The sequence below is a fragment of the Paraburkholderia sp. BR13439 genome (genome assembly GCF_040948805.1).
GTDB lineage: Bacteria > Pseudomonadota > Gammaproteobacteria > Burkholderiales > Burkholderiaceae > Paraburkholderia > Paraburkholderia youngii.
Map to the genome: position 1 here is coordinate 190,499 of NZ_JBFPKN010000004.1, position 16,859 is coordinate 207,357.

Genomic DNA, 16,859 nt, shown 5'->3' on the forward strand with positions numbered 1-16,859 from the left:
CACGACGACGCGGCAGACGGCACGCCATCCGCCCCGTACAATGGCTCCATCACCAACGCAACAAGGACAACTTCGATGCGCATTACCGGGTCCTCCGGGTCAATGGCCCTGCTCACCGAATACGACGACGCAACGGCGCGCGAACTTCGCTCGCTGCGCCTCGAATCGACCGAAGACGGCAAAGGCATCCTGCTGATCGAGGTCGATGAGCGCAAGCCGGGCATACATCGTGAAGTGCGCTACGAAATCACGCCCGCGGAGCTGATCGCCGCGATCCGCGCGCATGGCGCCGAGTTGCCGGGCGAGCAGCACAACCATCGTCAGTGAAGCAGGCGCGCGGCGTATCACCGACGCGTGACTCGTCAGCCTCCCCGCGCTGGTGGCGTCGCGCTTCGACGCGGCAGCGCGGAATTGTTCGCATTGGGCGCGCCCGCGTGCGTCGCCGTGCTTCCGCTTGTTGCGCTCGAACCGCCAATCACTGCTTTCCTACGGGTTTTTGCAAGCGCTTTCGCGCGTCTCGTCGAGCCTGCTTACCCGGCCTTCTACCACTTGTCACACGCGGTTGCCACGCTTGTGTAGCGGGGCATGTGGCCTTATATGCAGACCTGACTGCAGCCACAAGACGGGCCGATTTCCAGGTCGGTTGCACGTCTTGAAAATACGTCCATAATCCTTGCATTCCCCTTTGCGTTCCTTACCGCGCTGCGCCCGCAAGGGCCGCGGATATTAAACCGATGCTACATGACCTCGTCGCGCAATATGGACCGGCGCTCGTCTTCGCGAACGTGCTAGCCGCCGCGCTCGGGCTGCCGGTGCCAGCCATGCCGTCGCTCGTGCTGTTCGGCGCGATGGCCGCGATGCACCCCGGCTCAGTCGGCACGCAGTTGCTGCCTGTCCTCGTGCTGTCGATCTTCGCGACGCTGATCGGTGACAGCGCGTGGTACGTCGCGGGCCGCATCTACGGCGGCAATACGCTGAAGACGATCTGCCGGCTGTCGCTGTCGCGTGACACCTGTGTGAAAAAGACCGAGCGCTTCTTCGGCCGCTGGGGCGTGCGCGTGCTCGCGGTCGCGAAGTTCGTGCCGGGACTGTCGATCGTATCGATCCCGATGGCCGGCGCGATGGGCACGCGCTACCGCACCTTCCTCACCTACGACGGCGTCGGCGCCGCGCTGTGGTCCGGCACCGGGCTGATCATCGGCGCGCTGTTCGCGCGGCAGATCGACATGCTGTTCGCGATCGCCGGGCGGCTCGGGCGCACGGCGGCGCTGGTCGTCGTCGCGTTGCTGGTGCTGTACGCGGCGTACCGGTGGATCCGCCGTCGTCAGTTGATTGCGAAGCTCGCGTCCGCGCGCATCGAGGTCGACGATCTCGCGAATCTGTTCAAGGCTGGTCAGCCACCGGTCGTGTTCGACATCCGTTCGCAGGAGAAGCGCAAGCTCGATCCGTTCGTGATTCCAGGCGCGCAATTCGCCGACGAACGGCAACTCGACGGCATCGTCGCCAGCTATCCACGCGATCAGAAGCTCGTGATCTACTGCTCCTGCCCGAACGAGATTTCCGCGGCATGGATGGCCAAGCAGCTCACCGAAGCCGGTTTTTCCGACGTGCTGCCGCTGCGCGGCGGCATGGAAGCCTGGCGCGACTCGGGCAAGCCGGTCGACTCGCTGCCCGAAATGCCGCCGCCGGAAGTCACCGTCGACGATATCGCGCCCAAAGCCGTCTAGTAGAAATCAGCGGCGGCATCGTCCGCCTGACGCGCGCGGCACGGCTCGTCCCGGCGTGTGAGCGCGCATTGCGTTGCCTTGCGTTCAATCGTGCTATGAACATCGAAGGAGCGGTTCAATGCTTTCGACTCAGGACGTTTCGACTCAAGAAGTGGAAGGACAGCAGGGAGTCGTCGCCGACGCGCCGTTTTCTTCGCTGTCGACGCGTTTGCATCAGATGTTTCCGGAGCTCACTTGCGCCGAGATCGACCGGCTGCGCCGCTTCGGCGAGATCGGTCGCTGGAAGTCAGGCGAGTTGCTGTTCGAGACCGGCCACACCGGCCCCGGCATGTTCGTGCTGCTCGAAGGGCGCGTGAAGGTCTATCAGCGTGACGGTATCGGCCGCGAGCACGTGATCAGCGAGCGCGGCGCCGGGCATTTCCTGGCCGAGGTCGGGCAACTGTCGGGCAAGCCCTCGCTGGTGAACGGCCTCGCGACCAGCGCCGTCGAAGCGCTGCTGATTCCGCCCGACCGGCTGCGCGCGCTGATCGTCGCCGAAGCGGAACTCGGCGAGCGCATCATGCGCGCGCTGATTCTGCGGCGCGTGTCGCTGATCGAAAAGGGCGCGGGCGGCCCGATCCTCGTCGGCAACAGCAATGACCCGCGGCTCGTGATGCTGCAAGGCTTCCTGTCGCGCAACGGCCATCCGCATTCGGTGATCGACGAACGCGACGAAGACGCGCTGCGGCTGATCGAGCAGTTCGCCGCGCAGCGCGAGGACCTGCCGCTCGTGATCTGCCCGGACGGCACGGTGCTGCGTCATCCGAGCATGCCGGAGCTTGCCACTCGCTTAGGTCTGCTGCCCGATCTCGACGACACCTACGTGTACGACGTCGCGATCGTCGGCGCGGGACCGGCCGGACTCGCCGCCGCGGTGTACGCGGCCTCCGAAGGGCTGTCGGTGATCGTGCTCGACAGCCGCGCACCGGGCGGCCAGGCGGGCGCGAGCTCGCGCATAGAAAACTACCTCGGCTTTCCGACCGGCATCTCGGGCCAGGCGCTTGCCGGCCGCGCGTTCGTGCAGGCGCAGAAGTTCGGCGCGCACGTTGCAATTCCGGTCAGCGTGCAGGCGCTGCATTGCGGGCAGACACCTTATCGGCTCGAAACGAAATGCGGCGGTCACATCAGCGCGCGGGCGATCGTGATCGCGAGCGGCGCCGTGTACCGGCGCCCTGCGCTCGACGGGCTCGAGCGCTTCGACGGACGCGGCGTCTACTACTGGGCGTCGCCGGTCGAGGCGAAGCTGTGCAAGCGCCAGGAAGTCGTGCTGGTGGGCGGCGGCAATTCGGCCGGCCAGGCGATCGTCTATCTGGCGACGCACGCGGCCAAGGTTCACGTGCTGATCCGCCGCAGCGGTTTCGAGGCGACGATGTCGCGCTATCTGATCGACCGCATCCGCTCGCTGCCGAACGTGTACGTGCATCCGAATTCGGAAGTCGGCCGGCTCGAAGGCGATGAGGACGGGCTCGTGTCGGTCGCGCTGAAGCGGCCGCTGCCCGACGGCGTCGATCACTTCGACACGCGGCATCTGTTTCTCTTCACCGGCGCGGACCCGAACACCGAATGGCTGCGCACCTGCGGCGTGCAGCTCGACGCGAAAGGCTTCGTGCTGACCGGCATCAGCGCGGACGGCTCGGCCACCGCGTGCGATCTCGGGACTACGGTCGAAGGGGTCTATGCGATCGGCGATGCGCGCGCCGGGTCGACGAAACGCGTGGCCGCAGCGGTCGGCGAAGGCGCAGCCGTAGTCGCGCAGATTCACCAGTTGCTGGCGCAGATGAGCGGGGAAGAGGTGGCGCTCGGTGCGTGAGTCTCGGTGCGGTCTTTAGCGCCTCGTCTTTACCGCATCCGTCTTCAGTGCAACGCGGCCCACGCGAGCGACACCGAGAACACGCCGAGCACGATCGACGCGCCGCGCTGCACCCTCGCCGGTTCGAGCCAGCCCAGTCGGCCTCTGCCGAGCGCGGCGCCGAACGCGATCCACGCGAGTGCGATCGGCGCGGCGAGGCACGCGAACATCGCCATCGCGAGCAGATATGCGGGCAAGTGCATGAACGCGGCGGCCGGAAAGATCGTGCCGCCGAACAGCAGCCCTTTCGGATTGAGCAAGGTCGCGACGAAGAGCGCGCGCACGTTGCCAGCGCGTTGCGTCGAGCCGGGCAGTGCCACCGCCGCGCGCCACATATCGACCGCAAGGCACGCGATATATACGCTCGCGGCCACGCGCAGCAGCGACGGCAGCCACGGCCACGCTTGCGCCGCGTGCGCGAAGAAGCGTCCCCACGCGGAGATCGACACCAGATAGCCTGCCAGTTCGGCGGCGATCAGCGGCAGCGCGCGGCGCAAACCGGCGCGCAACCCGGCCGCCGCCAGTAGCGTGTTGGTGGGGCCGGGCGTCACCAGTACCACGATGATGCCGGTGGCCAGCAACGCGATCTCGGTCGCAGAGAGCATAAAAAAAGCGCACCGTGAGTTACACAGTGCGCCTTTGTAGCACAGACAGCTCGATGGCTGCGCCGATGCGGACCCGCCGGTTCAACGGTCCGCTCAGCGCTCCAGCTTCGCGCGCAGCTCGCGCGCGGCCTCCAGCAGTCCTTCATACCCCGAACGCGCGTGCTCCGGCAGATCGGGATCACCGACCAGCGCGCCGAGCGTTTCGATCAGACTGTACACAATGCCTTTCGCCGCGCCCGACGCAATGCCACCTGACGACATCTGCTGATCGACGTGACTGAGCGCCGCGTCGAGCTGCTCGATCTCCGGACGATCGTCGGAGGGCGGCTTGGGAGGAACGTCTTGCGTCATGATCGAACACCACTCCTTTAAGTGCATCGGTAAAGTTGTTATATACCGATCGTGCGCCGCCGTCTATTCGTGTTCGGCGCGACGGCGATCCACGTCAAGGCGTCCAGCGATACATCAGCAGCTTCGCGCGCGCGTCGTCTTCGACCAGCACCACGTACTCGCCGTTATCGCGCTGCACCGCGCTGATGCCGAGATACACGTCGACCCAGCCGCTCGTGCCGCCGACGCTCGCGCCCGGCGTCATGTAACCGACCGCCGTGCCGTTGCGCGCGTCGTAGACGTCGATGCGATCGGTGTACAGCTCGGCGACGAAGATATAGTTGCCCGCCACCGCGACACCGACCGTGGTGGTCTGCGGATCGCTTTGCGTGTTCCACGGCAGCGAGACCGTGTAAGTCAGGGTCGGCGTGCCGCTGCTCCAGTTGTCGTAGCGCACAAGCATCGGGCCCGCTTCCTTCCAGTGCGTCGGGTCCCACGGAATCGCGCTCGTGAAACCGGACAGATACATCGTGTCGGTCGCTGCGACATAGACGAGCCGCGCGAGCCGCGTGAACGGCGCGGGCATCGCGAACAGCTTCGCGCTCGCGTACGTGTAGATCGGATTGCCGGCGGCGTCGAGACCTTGCAGCGGCATCTCGCGCACGCCGCTCAATGGCGTGGCGAGCCACACGTTGCCGGAATCGTCGACCCACCAGAAGCCGTTGCCGACCGTGCTGCCGGTCGACGGATTGCCGCTGATCTCGCTCGCATCGACGGTGCCATTGCCATTGCTATCGCGCCACAACCATTCGCCGTAAGTTGGTTGCGCGGTGGGCCAGCTGCCCGGCAGCGGATTCTGCGCGAGCATCCCCGACGGAATCGCGATCTCACCATGCGCGGCATCGAAGCGATAGACGTTCAGGTAGTGCGCGCCCGGATCGAGCGTATAGAGAAAACGCTGGCCTTTGAATCTGCGCACCATCGGTTCGCCGCGCACGCCGCGCGGCTCGTGAAACGCGGGGTCGTCGGGGTAATCGAAGCGATCGAGCGTGAACGCCGCATATGACCATTCGTGGCCGACCGGCTGCCGGTAATCGAGCGTGAAGCGCTTCGAGCCCGTGTAGATCGAAGCGGGCGTGGCCGGATCGAACGCGCCGCTATCGACGAAGTTCAGGCCGTAGAGCCGCCAGTTGAGCACGCGCGTGCCGTACACGTAACTCTCCAGCACCGCGCCTTGCCCGACCGATGCCGAGCCCAGCGCGCGCGGTCCTTCGCCGTTTTGCGCGACGTACAGATTGCCGGCCGCATCGACGCCGATGCCGGTGATGCCGTTGAAACGCGTGTCACCGGGCACGCCGCGCACCGGATGGAAGACGCCATTGCGCGTGCCGATCGACGTGCCGCCCTGCATCCGGCCGCCCGCGCCTTTGTTGAACACGAGAATCTGCTGCGAAACGCTGTTGTCGGCGACCAGCAGGTGGCCGGATGGCGTGACCGTAAGGTCGGTCGGCACGGTTCCGGCGGGCAGCGCCAATGGACCGGCGAGCGCGGTGCCGTCGGCGCGGTAGTGCAGGATGCTCAGGCTGCCCTTGCCGAAGCCGCTGATGATCCACAGCGTCGAGTCGGTGTCGATCGCGATGCGCGCGGGCGATGCGACGCTCCACGAACGCAGCGGCTGCATGGATTGCGCGTCGTACACGACGATCCGGTTGCCGTACGTGTCGGCCACATAGAGCTCGCTGTCGGTCGCGGCGAGGCCGCGAATGCCCGCGTCGATGCCGGTCTTCACCGTTTGTACCGCGACGAAACTGTTCTTCGTCGCGTTCGCGCTATTGCCGATGCCGCCGGAAAACGGCGCGCCGTCCGCGAGATTCGCGAGCGTGCGTCGCGTGATGCCGTACCAGGTCTGATTCGCCGGCGGATAGTCGGCGCCGACCAGCGCATTGCTTTCGTTGCCGATCGACATCGCCGCGTACAGGTACCTGTGATTCACCGCCACCGCGTCGCCGCCGGCCGCGCCCCAGCCGTGCGTCGAACCGGCAACCGCGAGCTTGTCGCCCGCACGATAGGCGGCGATTTCGCTGCCGCTTTCGTCCCACGGCGCATTCGTATAAACGGTGCCATTGGCATCGACGCTAATGGCCTGAATATCCTGCTGCATCCATTTGCCGTCGCCAAATCCGAAACTATTACCGACCCATGAAGTCGTGTAATTCAATTGGGATTGGGCGGAGACATTCGGGGAAATCAGGCTATGGACTAGAACCACGGCCAGGCCAAGACGGGGCAAAAGCTTCACGGCGGTCGATCCTTGCTAGACGCGAAGCACGCACGGTAAGACAGAGCGGCGTGCTTCGCCTGTACGCGCATCATTGCCGGTGGCGTCACGATGCGCGTACATCAGAGTTGGCGTTTTATCCTCTCACATAAAAATAGCAAACTTATTGATAAAAAATGATAACTGAATGCCGCCACATCCAATTCCATTCCATTTGCATCGATTTACGTTTCCAACAAAATCTTTACTTCACGAATCCGCTAAAAACCGGTCCCCGTAAAAGCTCACCGGCACGAGATTCAGGCGCTTTTTCTGCTCCTGTAAATCCTCACCTCGAGCGCGATGCGCATCAGGTTCGCGCCGCCCGGCGACGCACGAAGATCCGTCGCGTCAGATCGAACGCGACCACATTGCCGGCCAGCACGAGCAGCAGACCAACCACCGCGAGCACTGACCAGCGGTAACCCTCGAATAGCGTCGACGCCGCGAGCGCGACGATCGGAAACAGCACCGTGCAGTAGGCGGCGCGCTCCGGGCCCATGCGGCCGACCAGCATCAGGTACGCCGTAAAGCCGATCACCGAGCCGAACACCGCGAGATACACGAGCGCGCCAAGATAGCGCGCCGATGGTTCAACCGCGAACGAATAGCCGGCGAACAGACTACCGAGCGTCAGGACAGCCGCGCCGATCAGCATCGCCCAGCTATTCGTCGCGAACGGATGCAGGCCCATCGACTGCATGCGGCTCGACAGCAGGTTGCCGGCCGAGAAGCACAGCGTGCCGAGAAACGCGACGCCGAGTCCGAGCCACGCGGTGTGATCGCCGAGATGTCCGGCCATCTGCTGCATGAACAGACAGACGATGCCGACGAGCCCGAGCAATGCGCCCGCAATCGCGCTCGGCTGCAGCGGCCTGCCCATGAACAGCCGTCCGTTGATCGAGTTCAGCAGAGGCGCGGTCGAGAACACCACCGCGACGAGTCCGCTCGGCACGATCTGTTCGGCGTAGTAGAAGCACAGGAAATTCAGGCAGAACAGCGCGAGGCCCTGCGCGGCGAGGTAGCGCCAGGCGCCGAGCGGCGGCCAGATCGGCCGGCGCATGATGCGCAGCAGCGCGAACAGCAGCAGCGCGGCGATCCAGAAACGCCATGCAATCGATACCGGCGGCGGCACCGCGCCGAGTTGCCATTTGATCGCGATCCACGTGGTGCCCCAGATCAGCACGGTGACGGCATAAAGCAAAAGATTCATGGTCGGGCCTCGGACTGCAATGACAGGCTGCCATAACGCGCAGCATTGACGATAGTTCGACTATGCAACCGCGCCGCCGCCCGCAATTGTCCAAAATTGCGCACTTTTTCGTGGCAATGAGCGGCCAGACTGGCCGCGCCGTATACTGGCCGCTCAACCCTACGCATCACCGGAAAACCTCCGCTCGCCGCCGTGACCGCCAGCCCGTCCGCCCCCGTGATAGCCGCCGCCGGCATGCCTTTTGGCCTGCAGTCGGTCTGTCACACGCTCGCCAGTGCGAATGCGCATCTGGACCGCTTCGCGTGGCTCGGCGACGGACTCGCGATCGCGCTATGGACCCGCGACACGAAGGAAGCCGAGACCATCTACGAGCGGCCCGGCCATCACACGCTGTCGTGCTATCTGGACGGCGGCTATCGCACCGAGCGCCAGAAAATGCCGGGCCGCTACGGCGCGCCGTCGCGGCTGTGCGCACTGCCCGGCGATCACGAATCGCGCTGGTGGGTGCGCGGCCATATGCACTTCATGCACCTGTACTTCCTGCCCGAGCACTTCACGCGACGCGCGGTACAGGAGCTCGACCGCGAGCCGCGCGAATTGACGCTCGCCGATCGGACCTATTTCGAAGACCCGCGCATTGCGAGTCTGTGCCAGGCGCTCGTCGACGAGGAGTGGGAAAGTCCCGACGGCCTGCTGCGCACCAACGAGACCGCGCACGAAGTGCTGAGCCTGCTGTTGCACGGACAAGGCGTGCGGCGCGCGAACGTGGCGCTGAAGGGCGGCCTGTCGGCCGCGACGCGGCGCCGCCTGCGCGACTATATTGACAGTCGTCTCGAGCAGCCGTTGACGCTCGGTGAGTTGTCGGGTGTCGCGGCGCTGTCGGAGTTTCATCTCGTGCGGATGTTTCGCGAGTCGTTCGGGTTGCCGCCGGCCGCCTGGATCGCGCGGCAACGGCTCGATCGCGCGCGCACGCTGCTGCGCACGACGACGTTGCCGCTTGCGCAGATCGCCTCGCAATGCGGCTATGCGAACGCGAGTCACTTTAGCCACCGGTTTCGCGAGGCTGTCGGGGTGACGCCGAGCGGGTTCCGGCAGGCTATCGGCGTTTGAGTCTCGCGTTCGAGTTTCGCTTTCCGGTTAGCTCCGCGTCATTGCAGCGCCATCGCCAGCACGCGCGCGACGTGGATCGCGTCGACGCCCGCGCCATCGTAAATCTGATGCCGGCAGCTGGTGCCATCGGCGACCATCACCGTGGCGGCGTCGAGCTTGCGCACCGCGGGTAGCAGCGACAACTCCGCCATCGCCTGCGAGGTCGCGTAGTGCTCCGCTTCATAGCCGAAGCTGCCGGCCATACCGCAGCACGACGATTCGACCGTCGATACCTTCAATTCGGGAATCCACTTCAGCACGGTCTGCACCGGCGTGAATGCATCGAACGCCTTCTGATGGCAGTGGCCGTGCACGAGCGCCTGCCGCATCGGCAGCGGTTTCAATTTGAGCTGCAAACGTCCGGCCTTTTCTTCGCGCACGAGGAATTCCTCGAATAGAAACGCGTGCTGCGCGAGGCGCTGCGCTTCGTCGCCGAAACCGTACTGCAGGAATTCGTCGCGCAACGACAGCAGACACGATGGCTCCAGCCCTACCACCGGCACGCCGCGTTCGACGAACGGCCTGAAGAGTTCGAGCATGCGCCGCGCCTCCCGTTTCGCTTCATCGACGAGACCCGCCGCGAGAAACGTGCGGCCGCAGCACACGGGACGCTCGCCCGGGCGCGCATTGAAGTGGACCGTGTAGCCCGACGCTTCGAGCACCTGTCGTGCGGCACGCGCGTTGTCGGGCTCGAGGTGATTGTTGAAGGTATCGACGAACAGCAGAACTTCTTTCAGTGCGGACGGCTGCGCAGCGCTGCGCGCAGCCTTCGCGGGCACCGCATCGGCCAGAAACGCCTTCTTGAACCGCGGCAGATTCCGCTCGGCAGCGAACCCGACCGAGCGCTTGAACCACGCCGACAGCACCGGCACGTTGTCCGCGAGCGCCAGCAGTCCCGGCATGCGGCTCGCCACGCCCGCATAGCGCGGCATGAACGCGACGAGCCTGTCGCGCAGCGGCACGCCATGCGTCTTCACCCGCGCCGCGCGCGCCTCGATCTTGAACTTCGCCATATCGACGCCGGTCGGGCAATCGCGCTTGCAGCCCTTGCACGATACGCACAGGTCGAGCGTTTCCTTCACGTCATCGCTCGCGAGTCCGCTTTCGCCGAGCTGGCCCGAAATCGCGAGCCGCAACGTGTTGGCCCGCCCGCGCGTCAGATGCTGCTCGTCCTTCGTCACGCGATAACTCGGGCACATCGTGCCCGCGTCGAACTTGCGACAGTGGCCGTTGTTGTTGCACATCTCGACCGCCTTCGCGAGGCCGCCGCTCAGGTCGTCGCCGCTGCTCGGCGCGCTTTCTTCTCCCGTCAGCGGATCGCGCTTCACGTTCCACGTCGACCAGTCGAGTTCCGTTTCGATGCGCAGTTCGTTATAGCCCGGCGCAAAGCGGAAATTGCGCGCGTCGTCCATCTTCGGCGGACGCACGATCTTGTCGGGATTGAAGCGATTGTCCGGATCGAACAGCGCCTTGATCTCGCTGAACGCCTCGTTGAGCCGTGGCCCGTATTGCCACGCGACCCATTCGCCACGGCACAGACCGTCGCCATGCTCGCCGGAATACGCGCCCTTGTACTCGCGCACGAGCGCGGCCGCTTCCTCGGCGATCGCGCGCATCTTCGTCGCGCCGTCGCGGCGCATGTCGAGAATCGGCCGCACGTGCAGCGTGCCGACGCTCGCATGCGCGTACCAGGTGCCTTCGGTGCCGTGGCGATGAAACACGTCGGTCAGGCGGCTCGTGTAGTCGGCCAGATGTTCGAGCGGCACCGCGCAGTCTTCGATGAAGGATACCGGCTTGCCGTCGCCCTTCATGCTCATCATGATGTTGAGCCCGGCCTTGCGCACTTCCCACAGCGCTTTCTGCGCATTCGCGTCCGGCATCTCGACGACCGAATCGGGCAGGCCAAGCTCGCCCATCAACTCGGTGAGCTGCTTCAGCGACGCTAGCTGCGCGTCGCGATCCTCGCCCGCGAACTCGACGAGCAAAATCGCCTGCGGCTCACCGACCAGCGCCTTTTCGATCACCGGACGAAACGCGGGATTGCTCAACGCGAGATCGATCATCGTGCGATCGACCAGTTCGACCGCGACCGGCTTCAGCTTGACGATGTGCTGCGTGAGCGCCATCGATTGCCGGAAGGTCGGAAAGTTGACCACGCCAAGCGCCTTGTGCGCGGGCAGCGGCGCGAGCTTCAGCGTGATCTGCCGGCTGAACGCGAGCGTGCCCTCCGAGCCGACCAGCAGATGGGCGAGGTTCGCGCTGCCGTCATCGGTATAGGCGCGCGGGTTCTGGCAGTCGAACAGATCGATGTTGTAGCCCGCCACGCGGCGCAGCACCTTCGGCACGCGCGCGACGATTTCATCACGCTCGCGCTGCGCGATCCGCGTGACGCCCGCGACGATCTGCTGCAAGCGCTCGCCTTGCGGCGTCTCGCGCAGCGACGCGAAGCGCGCTTCGCTCCCGTCGGCGAGAATCGCGTCGATCGCGTCGACGTTGTGCACCATGTTGCCGTATTCGATCGAGCGCGAGCCGCACGAGTTGTTGCCCGCCATGCCGCCGATCGTGCACTGCGCGGAAGTCGATACATCGACCGGGAACCACAGTCCATGCGGCTTCAGCCACGCGTTCAGATGATCGAGCACGACGCCGGGCTCGACCGTCACGGTGCGCGCGTCGGCATCGAACGCGACGATGTTGTTAAGCCACTTGCTCGTATCGACCACCAGCGCTTCGCCGACCGTCTGCCCGCACTGGCTCGTGCCCGCGCCGCGCGCGAGCAGCGGTACTTTCTCGCTGCGCGCAATCTCGAGCGCGACGCGCAGGTCGTCCTGATCGCGCGGCACCACGACGCCGACCGGCGTGATCTGATAGATCGACGCATCGGTCGCGTAGCGGCCGCGGCTCGCGAGATCGAACAGCACATCGCCGCGCAGCGCTTTGCGCAGATGCTGCGCGAGCGGACTCGTGGCGCGCGCGGCGGAGGGGACCAGATGGATCGGCTTGACGAGCAAGCCCGCAGTGGGATTCGTCATTTCATCGGCCTATGAGGAGCGCGCGTGAGCCGCGCGGCTCGAATTACCTAGTACAGCGTCAGATGCACCGGCGCGAGTCCTTCGATATGCCCGCTCACGTTGCCTGCCTCGCGCGGAAAGAACATGCCGGTGTACGAACCGGCGGTGATCACCATCTCCGGGGTCACCGCGATTCCGCGCGCACTCGCGTGATTGACGAGCCACGTCAACAGCCGCCGCGGATCGCCGGCCGGATTCGCGGGCGTCGTTGCGACGACATTGCGTCCGTTGAACTCGAAACTCAGCGACGGCGCGACGTACGGAAAGTCCTCCCGATACCGCGCGAATTCACCGACGATCAGCGCGCCGTGATTCTGCAGATCCGCGAGCTGCGCGAGTTTGTCGATGGCGGGCCACTCCGCATAGCGGCTCGCGACGATCTCAATGGTCGCGCCGATCGAGCCGATGCCCGCGAGCACTTCGTCTTCGTTCGTACGGCGTCGCGGACGGTTCGAAGCGCCGGCCGAAACGGAACGCGACCTCGAGTTCGAGCCCGAGCGGCGCGAAACCTTCGCGCGACAGACGCGCGCCATCGGCGTGCAGATCGGTGTCGGGCAATGGCGCGCCTTGAATCGGTCCGCTCGCCGATTTCGCGCCGATCTTCCAGCCGCCGATTCGCGCGCCGCACGCGCTCAGGATTTCGTGCTGGATTGCGTAGGCCGCGTCGGCATCGGCTGGAATCTGCTCGGGCGGCAACGCATCGAGCACTGCGCGACTGCGACGCGCATCGGCAAGAAGCTGGCTCAGTGGCGAAGTCATGTTTACGTACCTACCCGGGTGGAAACCTGCGCCTTCTCCGACGCGCTGAGTTCGAAGCGGCTCTCCGGCTGCATGCGGAACGCAAGCACGACGCCGATGCCCATTAGCAACATGCTGCCGACGAACGGCAGATCCCAGTTGCCGAAATGGTCGATCAGGAAGCCGCCCATCACCGGCGAGATGATCGCGGCGAGCGCCGAGCCCGTGTTCATCATGCCGCTCGCGGTGCCGGAGAATTCCGGCGCGATATCCATCGGGATCGCCCACATCGGGCCGATCGTCATCTCGGCGAAAAAGAAGCCCGACGCGAGACAGGCGATCGACAGCGTCAGGTCATGCGTGAACATCAACGGAATCAGCGACAGCAGGCAGAACAGCATGCACACCGACACCATCCAGCTGCGCGCGCGTTTGAGGCTGCCGGTATGCTTGAAAATCGCATCGGTGACGAGGCCGCCGAGCGTATCGCCGATCACGCCGGCGAAGAACACGACCGACGCGAAGATCGCCGACTTCTGCAACTGCAGATGATGGTTATGCAGGAAGTACAGCGGAATCCAGCTCAGGAACAGCCACAGCGTCCAGCCGTAGCAGAAGTAGACGATCGTGACCGGCGTCATGCGACGAAACAGCTTGCCCCACGGCAGGCCTGCGACTTTCGGCTTCACCGCGGGCAGCACCGCGAGTTCCTCGGGCGTGATGCGCGGATGATCTTTCGGATGCTCGGTGAACGTGATCGCCCACAGGGCGACCCACACCAGGCTCAGCGCGCCGCAGATATAGAACGATTCGCGCCAACCCCAGCTGGTCATCACGAGCACGATGAGCGCCGGCGCGACCGCATTGCCGACTCGCGACGCCGCGTGCGTGATGCCCTGCGCGAAGCCGCGTTTTTCTTTCGCGACCCAGCGCGACATTGCCGACGTTGCGGCCGGGAACGTCGCGCCTTCGCCGAAACCGAGCACGAGCCGCGCGGCGAGCAACGAAGCGAGGCCGCCCGCGAGGCCCGTGAACACCGTCGCGAGACCCCAGATCGCACCGCAAAACAGCAGCGTGCGTCGTGCGCCGAAACGATCGCTGACCCAGCCGCCGATCACCTGAAACAGCAGATACGGATACGCGAAAGCCGAGAACACGAGGCCGACCTGCGTATGCGTGAGATTGAATTCCTTGCCGAAACCCGCGGCCGCGGTGCTGACGTTCACGCGATCGAGGTACGTGATGAAGTACATGATGCAGAGCATCACTAGAACGATACTGGTCGCACTGGTCAAACGAAACCGTTTCATCGTCTCTCTCTCCGTGGCATGTGTCGACGGCGCGCCTGAAGTGGCGCGCTGCGTCGTCGCCCGTCGGCCGCGACAGCCGTTATGGACGCATTGCATGTTGTTATGGCCGCGTTCTGCGCGCGGCTCGATGAGAAATGCGCTCCCTGGCGTTGCGGGTTGTTTCCTGCTGCTGGCGCTTATGCCGCGGCCTTCAACCCCGGCGTCTTCGGTGCGTGGCTCAGCCACTCCATCGCGGCCGGCATGCCGCTTTGCTTGATCGGCACGCCAGCAAGCCGCAGACCCATTTCGCAGCCGGCCAGGGTCGCGAGCAGCGTCAAGTCGTTGCAATCGCCGAGATGACCGATGCGGAACATGCGGCCTTTCATCTTGCCGAGGCCCGTGCCGAGCGACATGTCGAAGCGCTCGTAGATCAGCTTGCGCACCGCGTCGGCATCGACGCCGTCGGGCATCATCACGCCCGTGAGCACCGGGCTATAGACGGCGGGATCGGCGCACTGGATTTCGAGCCCCCACGCACGCACCGCGCGGCGAGTCGCTTCGGCGAGCCGCTCGTGACGCGCGAACACGTTGTCGAGCCCTTCGCCGAGAATCATCTCGATCGCTTCGTGCAGGCCGTACAGCAGGTTCGTGTTCGGCGTGTACGGCCAGTAGCCGGTCTTGTTCATTTCGACGATTTCCGACCAGTCCCAGAAACTGCGCGGCAGCTTCGCGTGCTGGTTGGCGGCCATCGCCTTCGGCGAGATCGCGTTGAAGCTGATGCCCGGCGGCAGCATCAAGCCCTTTTGCGAGCCCGACACGGTCACGTCGACGCCCCATTCGTCGTGGCGGTAATCGGCGCACGCGAGACCGGAGATCGTATCGACGAGCAACAGCGCCGGATGACCCGCGGCGTCGATCGCGCGACGCACGGCGGCGATGTCGGACGTGACGCCGGTCGAGGTTTCGTTGTGCACGACGCAGACCGCCTTGATCGCATGCTGCGGGTCGGCGCGCAGGCGCTCTTCGATCATCTGCGGCTGCACGCCGCGCCGCCAGCCTTCGATGCCTGGCAGACCCAGGAACTCGGGCTTCAGGCCGAGCTTCTCGGCCATCTTTTTCCATAGCGTCGCGAAGTGGCCGGTCTCGAACATCAGCACGTGATCGCCGGGGCTCAGCGTATTCGACAACGCGGCTTCCCATGCGCCCGTGCCGGACGCCGGATAGATGACGACCGGCTGCTGCGTCTTGAAGATCTGCTTGATGCCGTCGAGCACCTTGAGACCCAGTTCGCCGAACTCGGGGCCGCGGTGGTCGATGGTCGGGTAGCTCATCGCGCGGAGGATGCGATCGGGCACCGGACTCGGCCCCGGAATCTGCAGGAAGTGACGGCCAGCGGGATGAAAATCTAGCTTCAGCATCGGGCTCCTCCAATTTGAATTTTGCATTCAAAAAACTGTATCAGAAGAACCGTGACGCTCCCAAGACGAAATATGCTGGTTGAGGTCCGTGTTTACCCGCGTTTGCGCTTGACTAACTAATCGATATGGTTCCGATATCATGTAACGCTTAGGGTTTTTGTATGCAAAATTCGGATTTCGACGCGGGTGTGACCGCTGCCCCGCTGATGCCGAAGGTCGAGCGTCAGCGCCTGCATGACACGGTGGTGGAGCACATCTGCCGCTTCATCGTCGAGGGGGTGCTGGAGCCCGGCAAGAAACTGAACGAGCGCGAGTTGTGCGAAACGCTCGGCATTTCGCGCACACCGCTGCGCGAGGCGCTGAAGGTGCTGGCCGCCGAGGGTTTGATCGAGATTTCGCCGAATCGGGGCGCGTCGGTGTCGAAAATGTCGGAGGCGGAAGTGCGCGAAACCTTCGAATTGATGAGCGGCCTCGAAGCGTTTTCGGGCGAACTCGCAGCCGAACGCATCACGGCGGCCGAACTCGCCGAAATCAAGGCCCTGCATTACGCGATGCTCGCGTGCCGCGCGCAGAACGATCTGCCGGGCTACTACAGCCGCAACCAGGCGATTCACGACAAGATCAACGAAGCGGCGAGGAATTCAGCGCTGCGACAGACCTATGTGTCGGTCAACCGGCGGCTGCAGGCGCTGCGCTTTCGCTCGAACTATCAGACGCCGAAGTGGGACCGCGCGATTCACGATCACGATGAAATGCTGAAGGCGCTCGAGGCTCGCGACGGCAAGAAGCTCAGCGCGATTTTGCGTCAGCATCTGCTCGATAAGCGGGATGCGGTGTTGCAGGTGCCGGTGCAGGAGGAAGTGGTCGCTTCGGCCTCCGTGTTGAAGGCGTGATGCGGACAACCGATGCCGAGTCCCGCTCCTCGTCACCCCATCGGCAAACAAAACTTGTCCACCTAAATTGTTGGCAAGCCTGTGGACAACCTTCGCACAGCGAGCTTAAGTGCTTGAAGCGTGAGAACTATCCGCGTGCGGTGCACGCGTAGGCAGCGAGCGTCGCTACGGAGTCCGTGATAGCGGAGAGCGGGCTTGGCAAGGATGCCGTATCAGTCGGA

12 protein-coding genes and 1 pseudogene are annotated in these 16,859 nt (G+C 64.7%); 5 read left to right on the forward strand and 8 right to left on the reverse strand.

Features of this window, described 5'->3' with window-relative positions:
* Positions 1-75: 75 nt before the first annotated feature.
* From AB3X96_RS10105 to AB3X96_RS10115, 3 genes are all read left to right on the forward strand, one after another.
* Positions 76-327: a hypothetical protein gene (locus AB3X96_RS10105; RefSeq protein WP_008921056.1), complete on the forward strand. Its 252-nt coding sequence runs from the start codon at positions 76-78 to the stop codon at positions 325-327.
* 407 nt (positions 328-734) lie between these two features.
* Positions 735-1,727 carry a DedA family protein/thiosulfate sulfurtransferase GlpE gene (locus AB3X96_RS10110; RefSeq protein ID WP_368589595.1) on the forward strand — a complete coding sequence of 331 codons (993 nt, stop codon included), beginning with the start codon at positions 735-737 and terminating at the stop codon, positions 1,725-1,727.
* Positions 1,728-1,845: 118 nt separating this feature from the next.
* Complete coding sequence (locus AB3X96_RS10115) at positions 1,846-3,576, forward strand: FAD-dependent oxidoreductase (protein WP_368589596.1); 1,731 nt, start codon at positions 1,846-1,848, stop codon at positions 3,574-3,576.
* A 44-nt stretch (positions 3,577-3,620) separates the two neighbouring features.
* On the opposite strand, the gene AB3X96_RS10120 is transcribed toward AB3X96_RS10115, so the two are convergent.
* The 4 genes from AB3X96_RS10120 to AB3X96_RS10135 all read right to left on the reverse strand — a co-directional run bounded on the left by AB3X96_RS10120 (position 3,621) and on the right by AB3X96_RS10135 (position 8,080).
* On the reverse strand, positions 3,621-4,220 hold the full coding sequence (locus tag AB3X96_RS10120; RefSeq protein ID WP_368589597.1) for a LysE family translocator: 600 nt from the start codon (positions 4,218-4,220) through the stop codon (positions 3,621-3,623).
* Positions 4,221-4,313: 93 nt separating this feature from the next.
* Complete coding sequence (locus tag AB3X96_RS10125) at positions 4,314-4,571, reverse strand: hypothetical protein (RefSeq protein WP_176107130.1); 258 nt, start codon at positions 4,569-4,571, stop codon at positions 4,314-4,316.
* Positions 4,572-4,665: 94 nt separating this feature from the next.
* The gene (locus AB3X96_RS10130; protein WP_368589598.1) at positions 4,666-6,849 is read right to left on the reverse strand and encodes a hypothetical protein; all 2,184 of its coding nucleotides are present in this window, start codon (positions 6,847-6,849) and stop codon (positions 4,666-4,668) included.
* A 328-nt stretch (positions 6,850-7,177) separates the two neighbouring features.
* The gene (locus AB3X96_RS10135; protein WP_368589599.1) at positions 7,178-8,080 is read right to left on the reverse strand and encodes a DMT family transporter; all 903 of its coding nucleotides are present in this window, start codon (positions 8,078-8,080) and stop codon (positions 7,178-7,180) included.
* 234 nt (positions 8,081-8,314) lie between these two features.
* Here AB3X96_RS10135 and AB3X96_RS10140 point away from each other — a divergent pair, with 234 nt between their 5' ends.
* The gene (locus AB3X96_RS10140; RefSeq protein WP_368589600.1) at positions 8,315-9,190 is read left to right on the forward strand and encodes a helix-turn-helix domain-containing protein; all 876 of its coding nucleotides are present in this window, start codon (positions 8,315-8,317) and stop codon (positions 9,188-9,190) included.
* Between the two features lie 38 nt (positions 9,191-9,228).
* Here AB3X96_RS10140 and AB3X96_RS10145 read toward each other — a convergent pair whose 3' ends face one another.
* From AB3X96_RS10145 to AB3X96_RS10160, 4 genes and pseudogenes are all read right to left on the reverse strand, one after another.
* On the reverse strand, positions 9,229-12,261 hold the full coding sequence (locus AB3X96_RS10145; RefSeq protein ID WP_368589601.1) for an FAD-binding and (Fe-S)-binding domain-containing protein: 3,033 nt from the start codon (positions 12,259-12,261) through the stop codon (positions 9,229-9,231).
* A gap of 47 nt (positions 12,262-12,308) precedes the next feature.
* A pseudogene (locus AB3X96_RS10150) lies at positions 12,309-13,059 on the reverse strand (2-keto-4-pentenoate hydratase).
* Positions 13,060-13,061: 2 nt separating this feature from the next.
* Positions 13,062-14,348 carry an MFS transporter gene (locus AB3X96_RS10155; RefSeq protein WP_368589602.1) on the reverse strand — a complete coding sequence of 429 codons (1,287 nt, stop codon included), beginning with the start codon at positions 14,346-14,348 and terminating at the stop codon, positions 13,062-13,064.
* 176 nt (positions 14,349-14,524) lie between these two features.
* Entirely contained in the window at positions 14,525-15,745 is a 1,221-nt protein-coding gene (locus AB3X96_RS10160) for an alanine--glyoxylate aminotransferase family protein (RefSeq protein WP_368589603.1), read from the reverse strand.
* 161 nt (positions 15,746-15,906) lie between these two features.
* On the opposite strand from AB3X96_RS10160, the gene AB3X96_RS10165 reads away from it, so the two are divergent.
* Complete coding sequence (locus AB3X96_RS10165) at positions 15,907-16,638, forward strand: GntR family transcriptional regulator (RefSeq protein ID WP_368589604.1); 732 nt, start codon at positions 15,907-15,909, stop codon at positions 16,636-16,638.
* Positions 16,639-16,859: the final 221 nt, after the last annotated feature.

What these genes read in the sequence shown, in the direction of transcription:
- AB3X96_RS10105 (WP_008921056.1), top strand. Translation starts at nt 76, where the DNA reads ATGCGCATTACCGGGTCCTCCGGGTCAATGGCCCTGCTCACCGAATAC.
- AB3X96_RS10110 (WP_368589595.1), top strand. Translation starts at nt 735, where the DNA reads ATGCTACATGACCTCGTCGCGCAATATGGACCGGCGCTCGTCTTCGCG.
- AB3X96_RS10115 (WP_368589596.1), top strand. Translation starts at nt 1,846, where the DNA reads ATGCTTTCGACTCAGGACGTTTCGACTCAAGAAGTGGAAGGACAGCAG.
- AB3X96_RS10120 (WP_368589597.1), bottom strand. Translation starts at nt 4,220, where the DNA reads ATGCTCTCTGCGACCGAGATCGCGTTGCTGGCCACCGGCATCATCGTG.
- AB3X96_RS10125 (WP_176107130.1), bottom strand. Translation starts at nt 4,571, where the DNA reads ATGACGCAAGACGTTCCTCCCAAGCCGCCCTCCGACGATCGTCCGGAG.
- AB3X96_RS10135 (WP_368589599.1), bottom strand. Translation starts at nt 8,080, where the DNA reads ATGAATCTTTTGCTTTATGCCGTCACCGTGCTGATCTGGGGCACCACG.
- AB3X96_RS10140 (WP_368589600.1), top strand. Translation starts at nt 8,315, where the DNA reads ATGCCTTTTGGCCTGCAGTCGGTCTGTCACACGCTCGCCAGTGCGAAT.
- AB3X96_RS10145 (WP_368589601.1), bottom strand. Translation starts at nt 12,261, where the DNA reads ATGACGAATCCCACTGCGGGCTTGCTCGTCAAGCCGATCCATCTGGTC.
- AB3X96_RS10155 (WP_368589602.1), bottom strand. Translation starts at nt 14,348, where the DNA reads ATGAAACGGTTTCGTTTGACCAGTGCGACCAGTATCGTTCTAGTGATG.
- AB3X96_RS10160 (WP_368589603.1), bottom strand. Translation starts at nt 15,745, where the DNA reads ATGCTGAAGCTAGATTTTCATCCCGCTGGCCGTCACTTCCTGCAGATT.
- AB3X96_RS10165 (WP_368589604.1), top strand. Translation starts at nt 15,907, where the DNA reads ATGCAAAATTCGGATTTCGACGCGGGTGTGACCGCTGCCCCGCTGATG.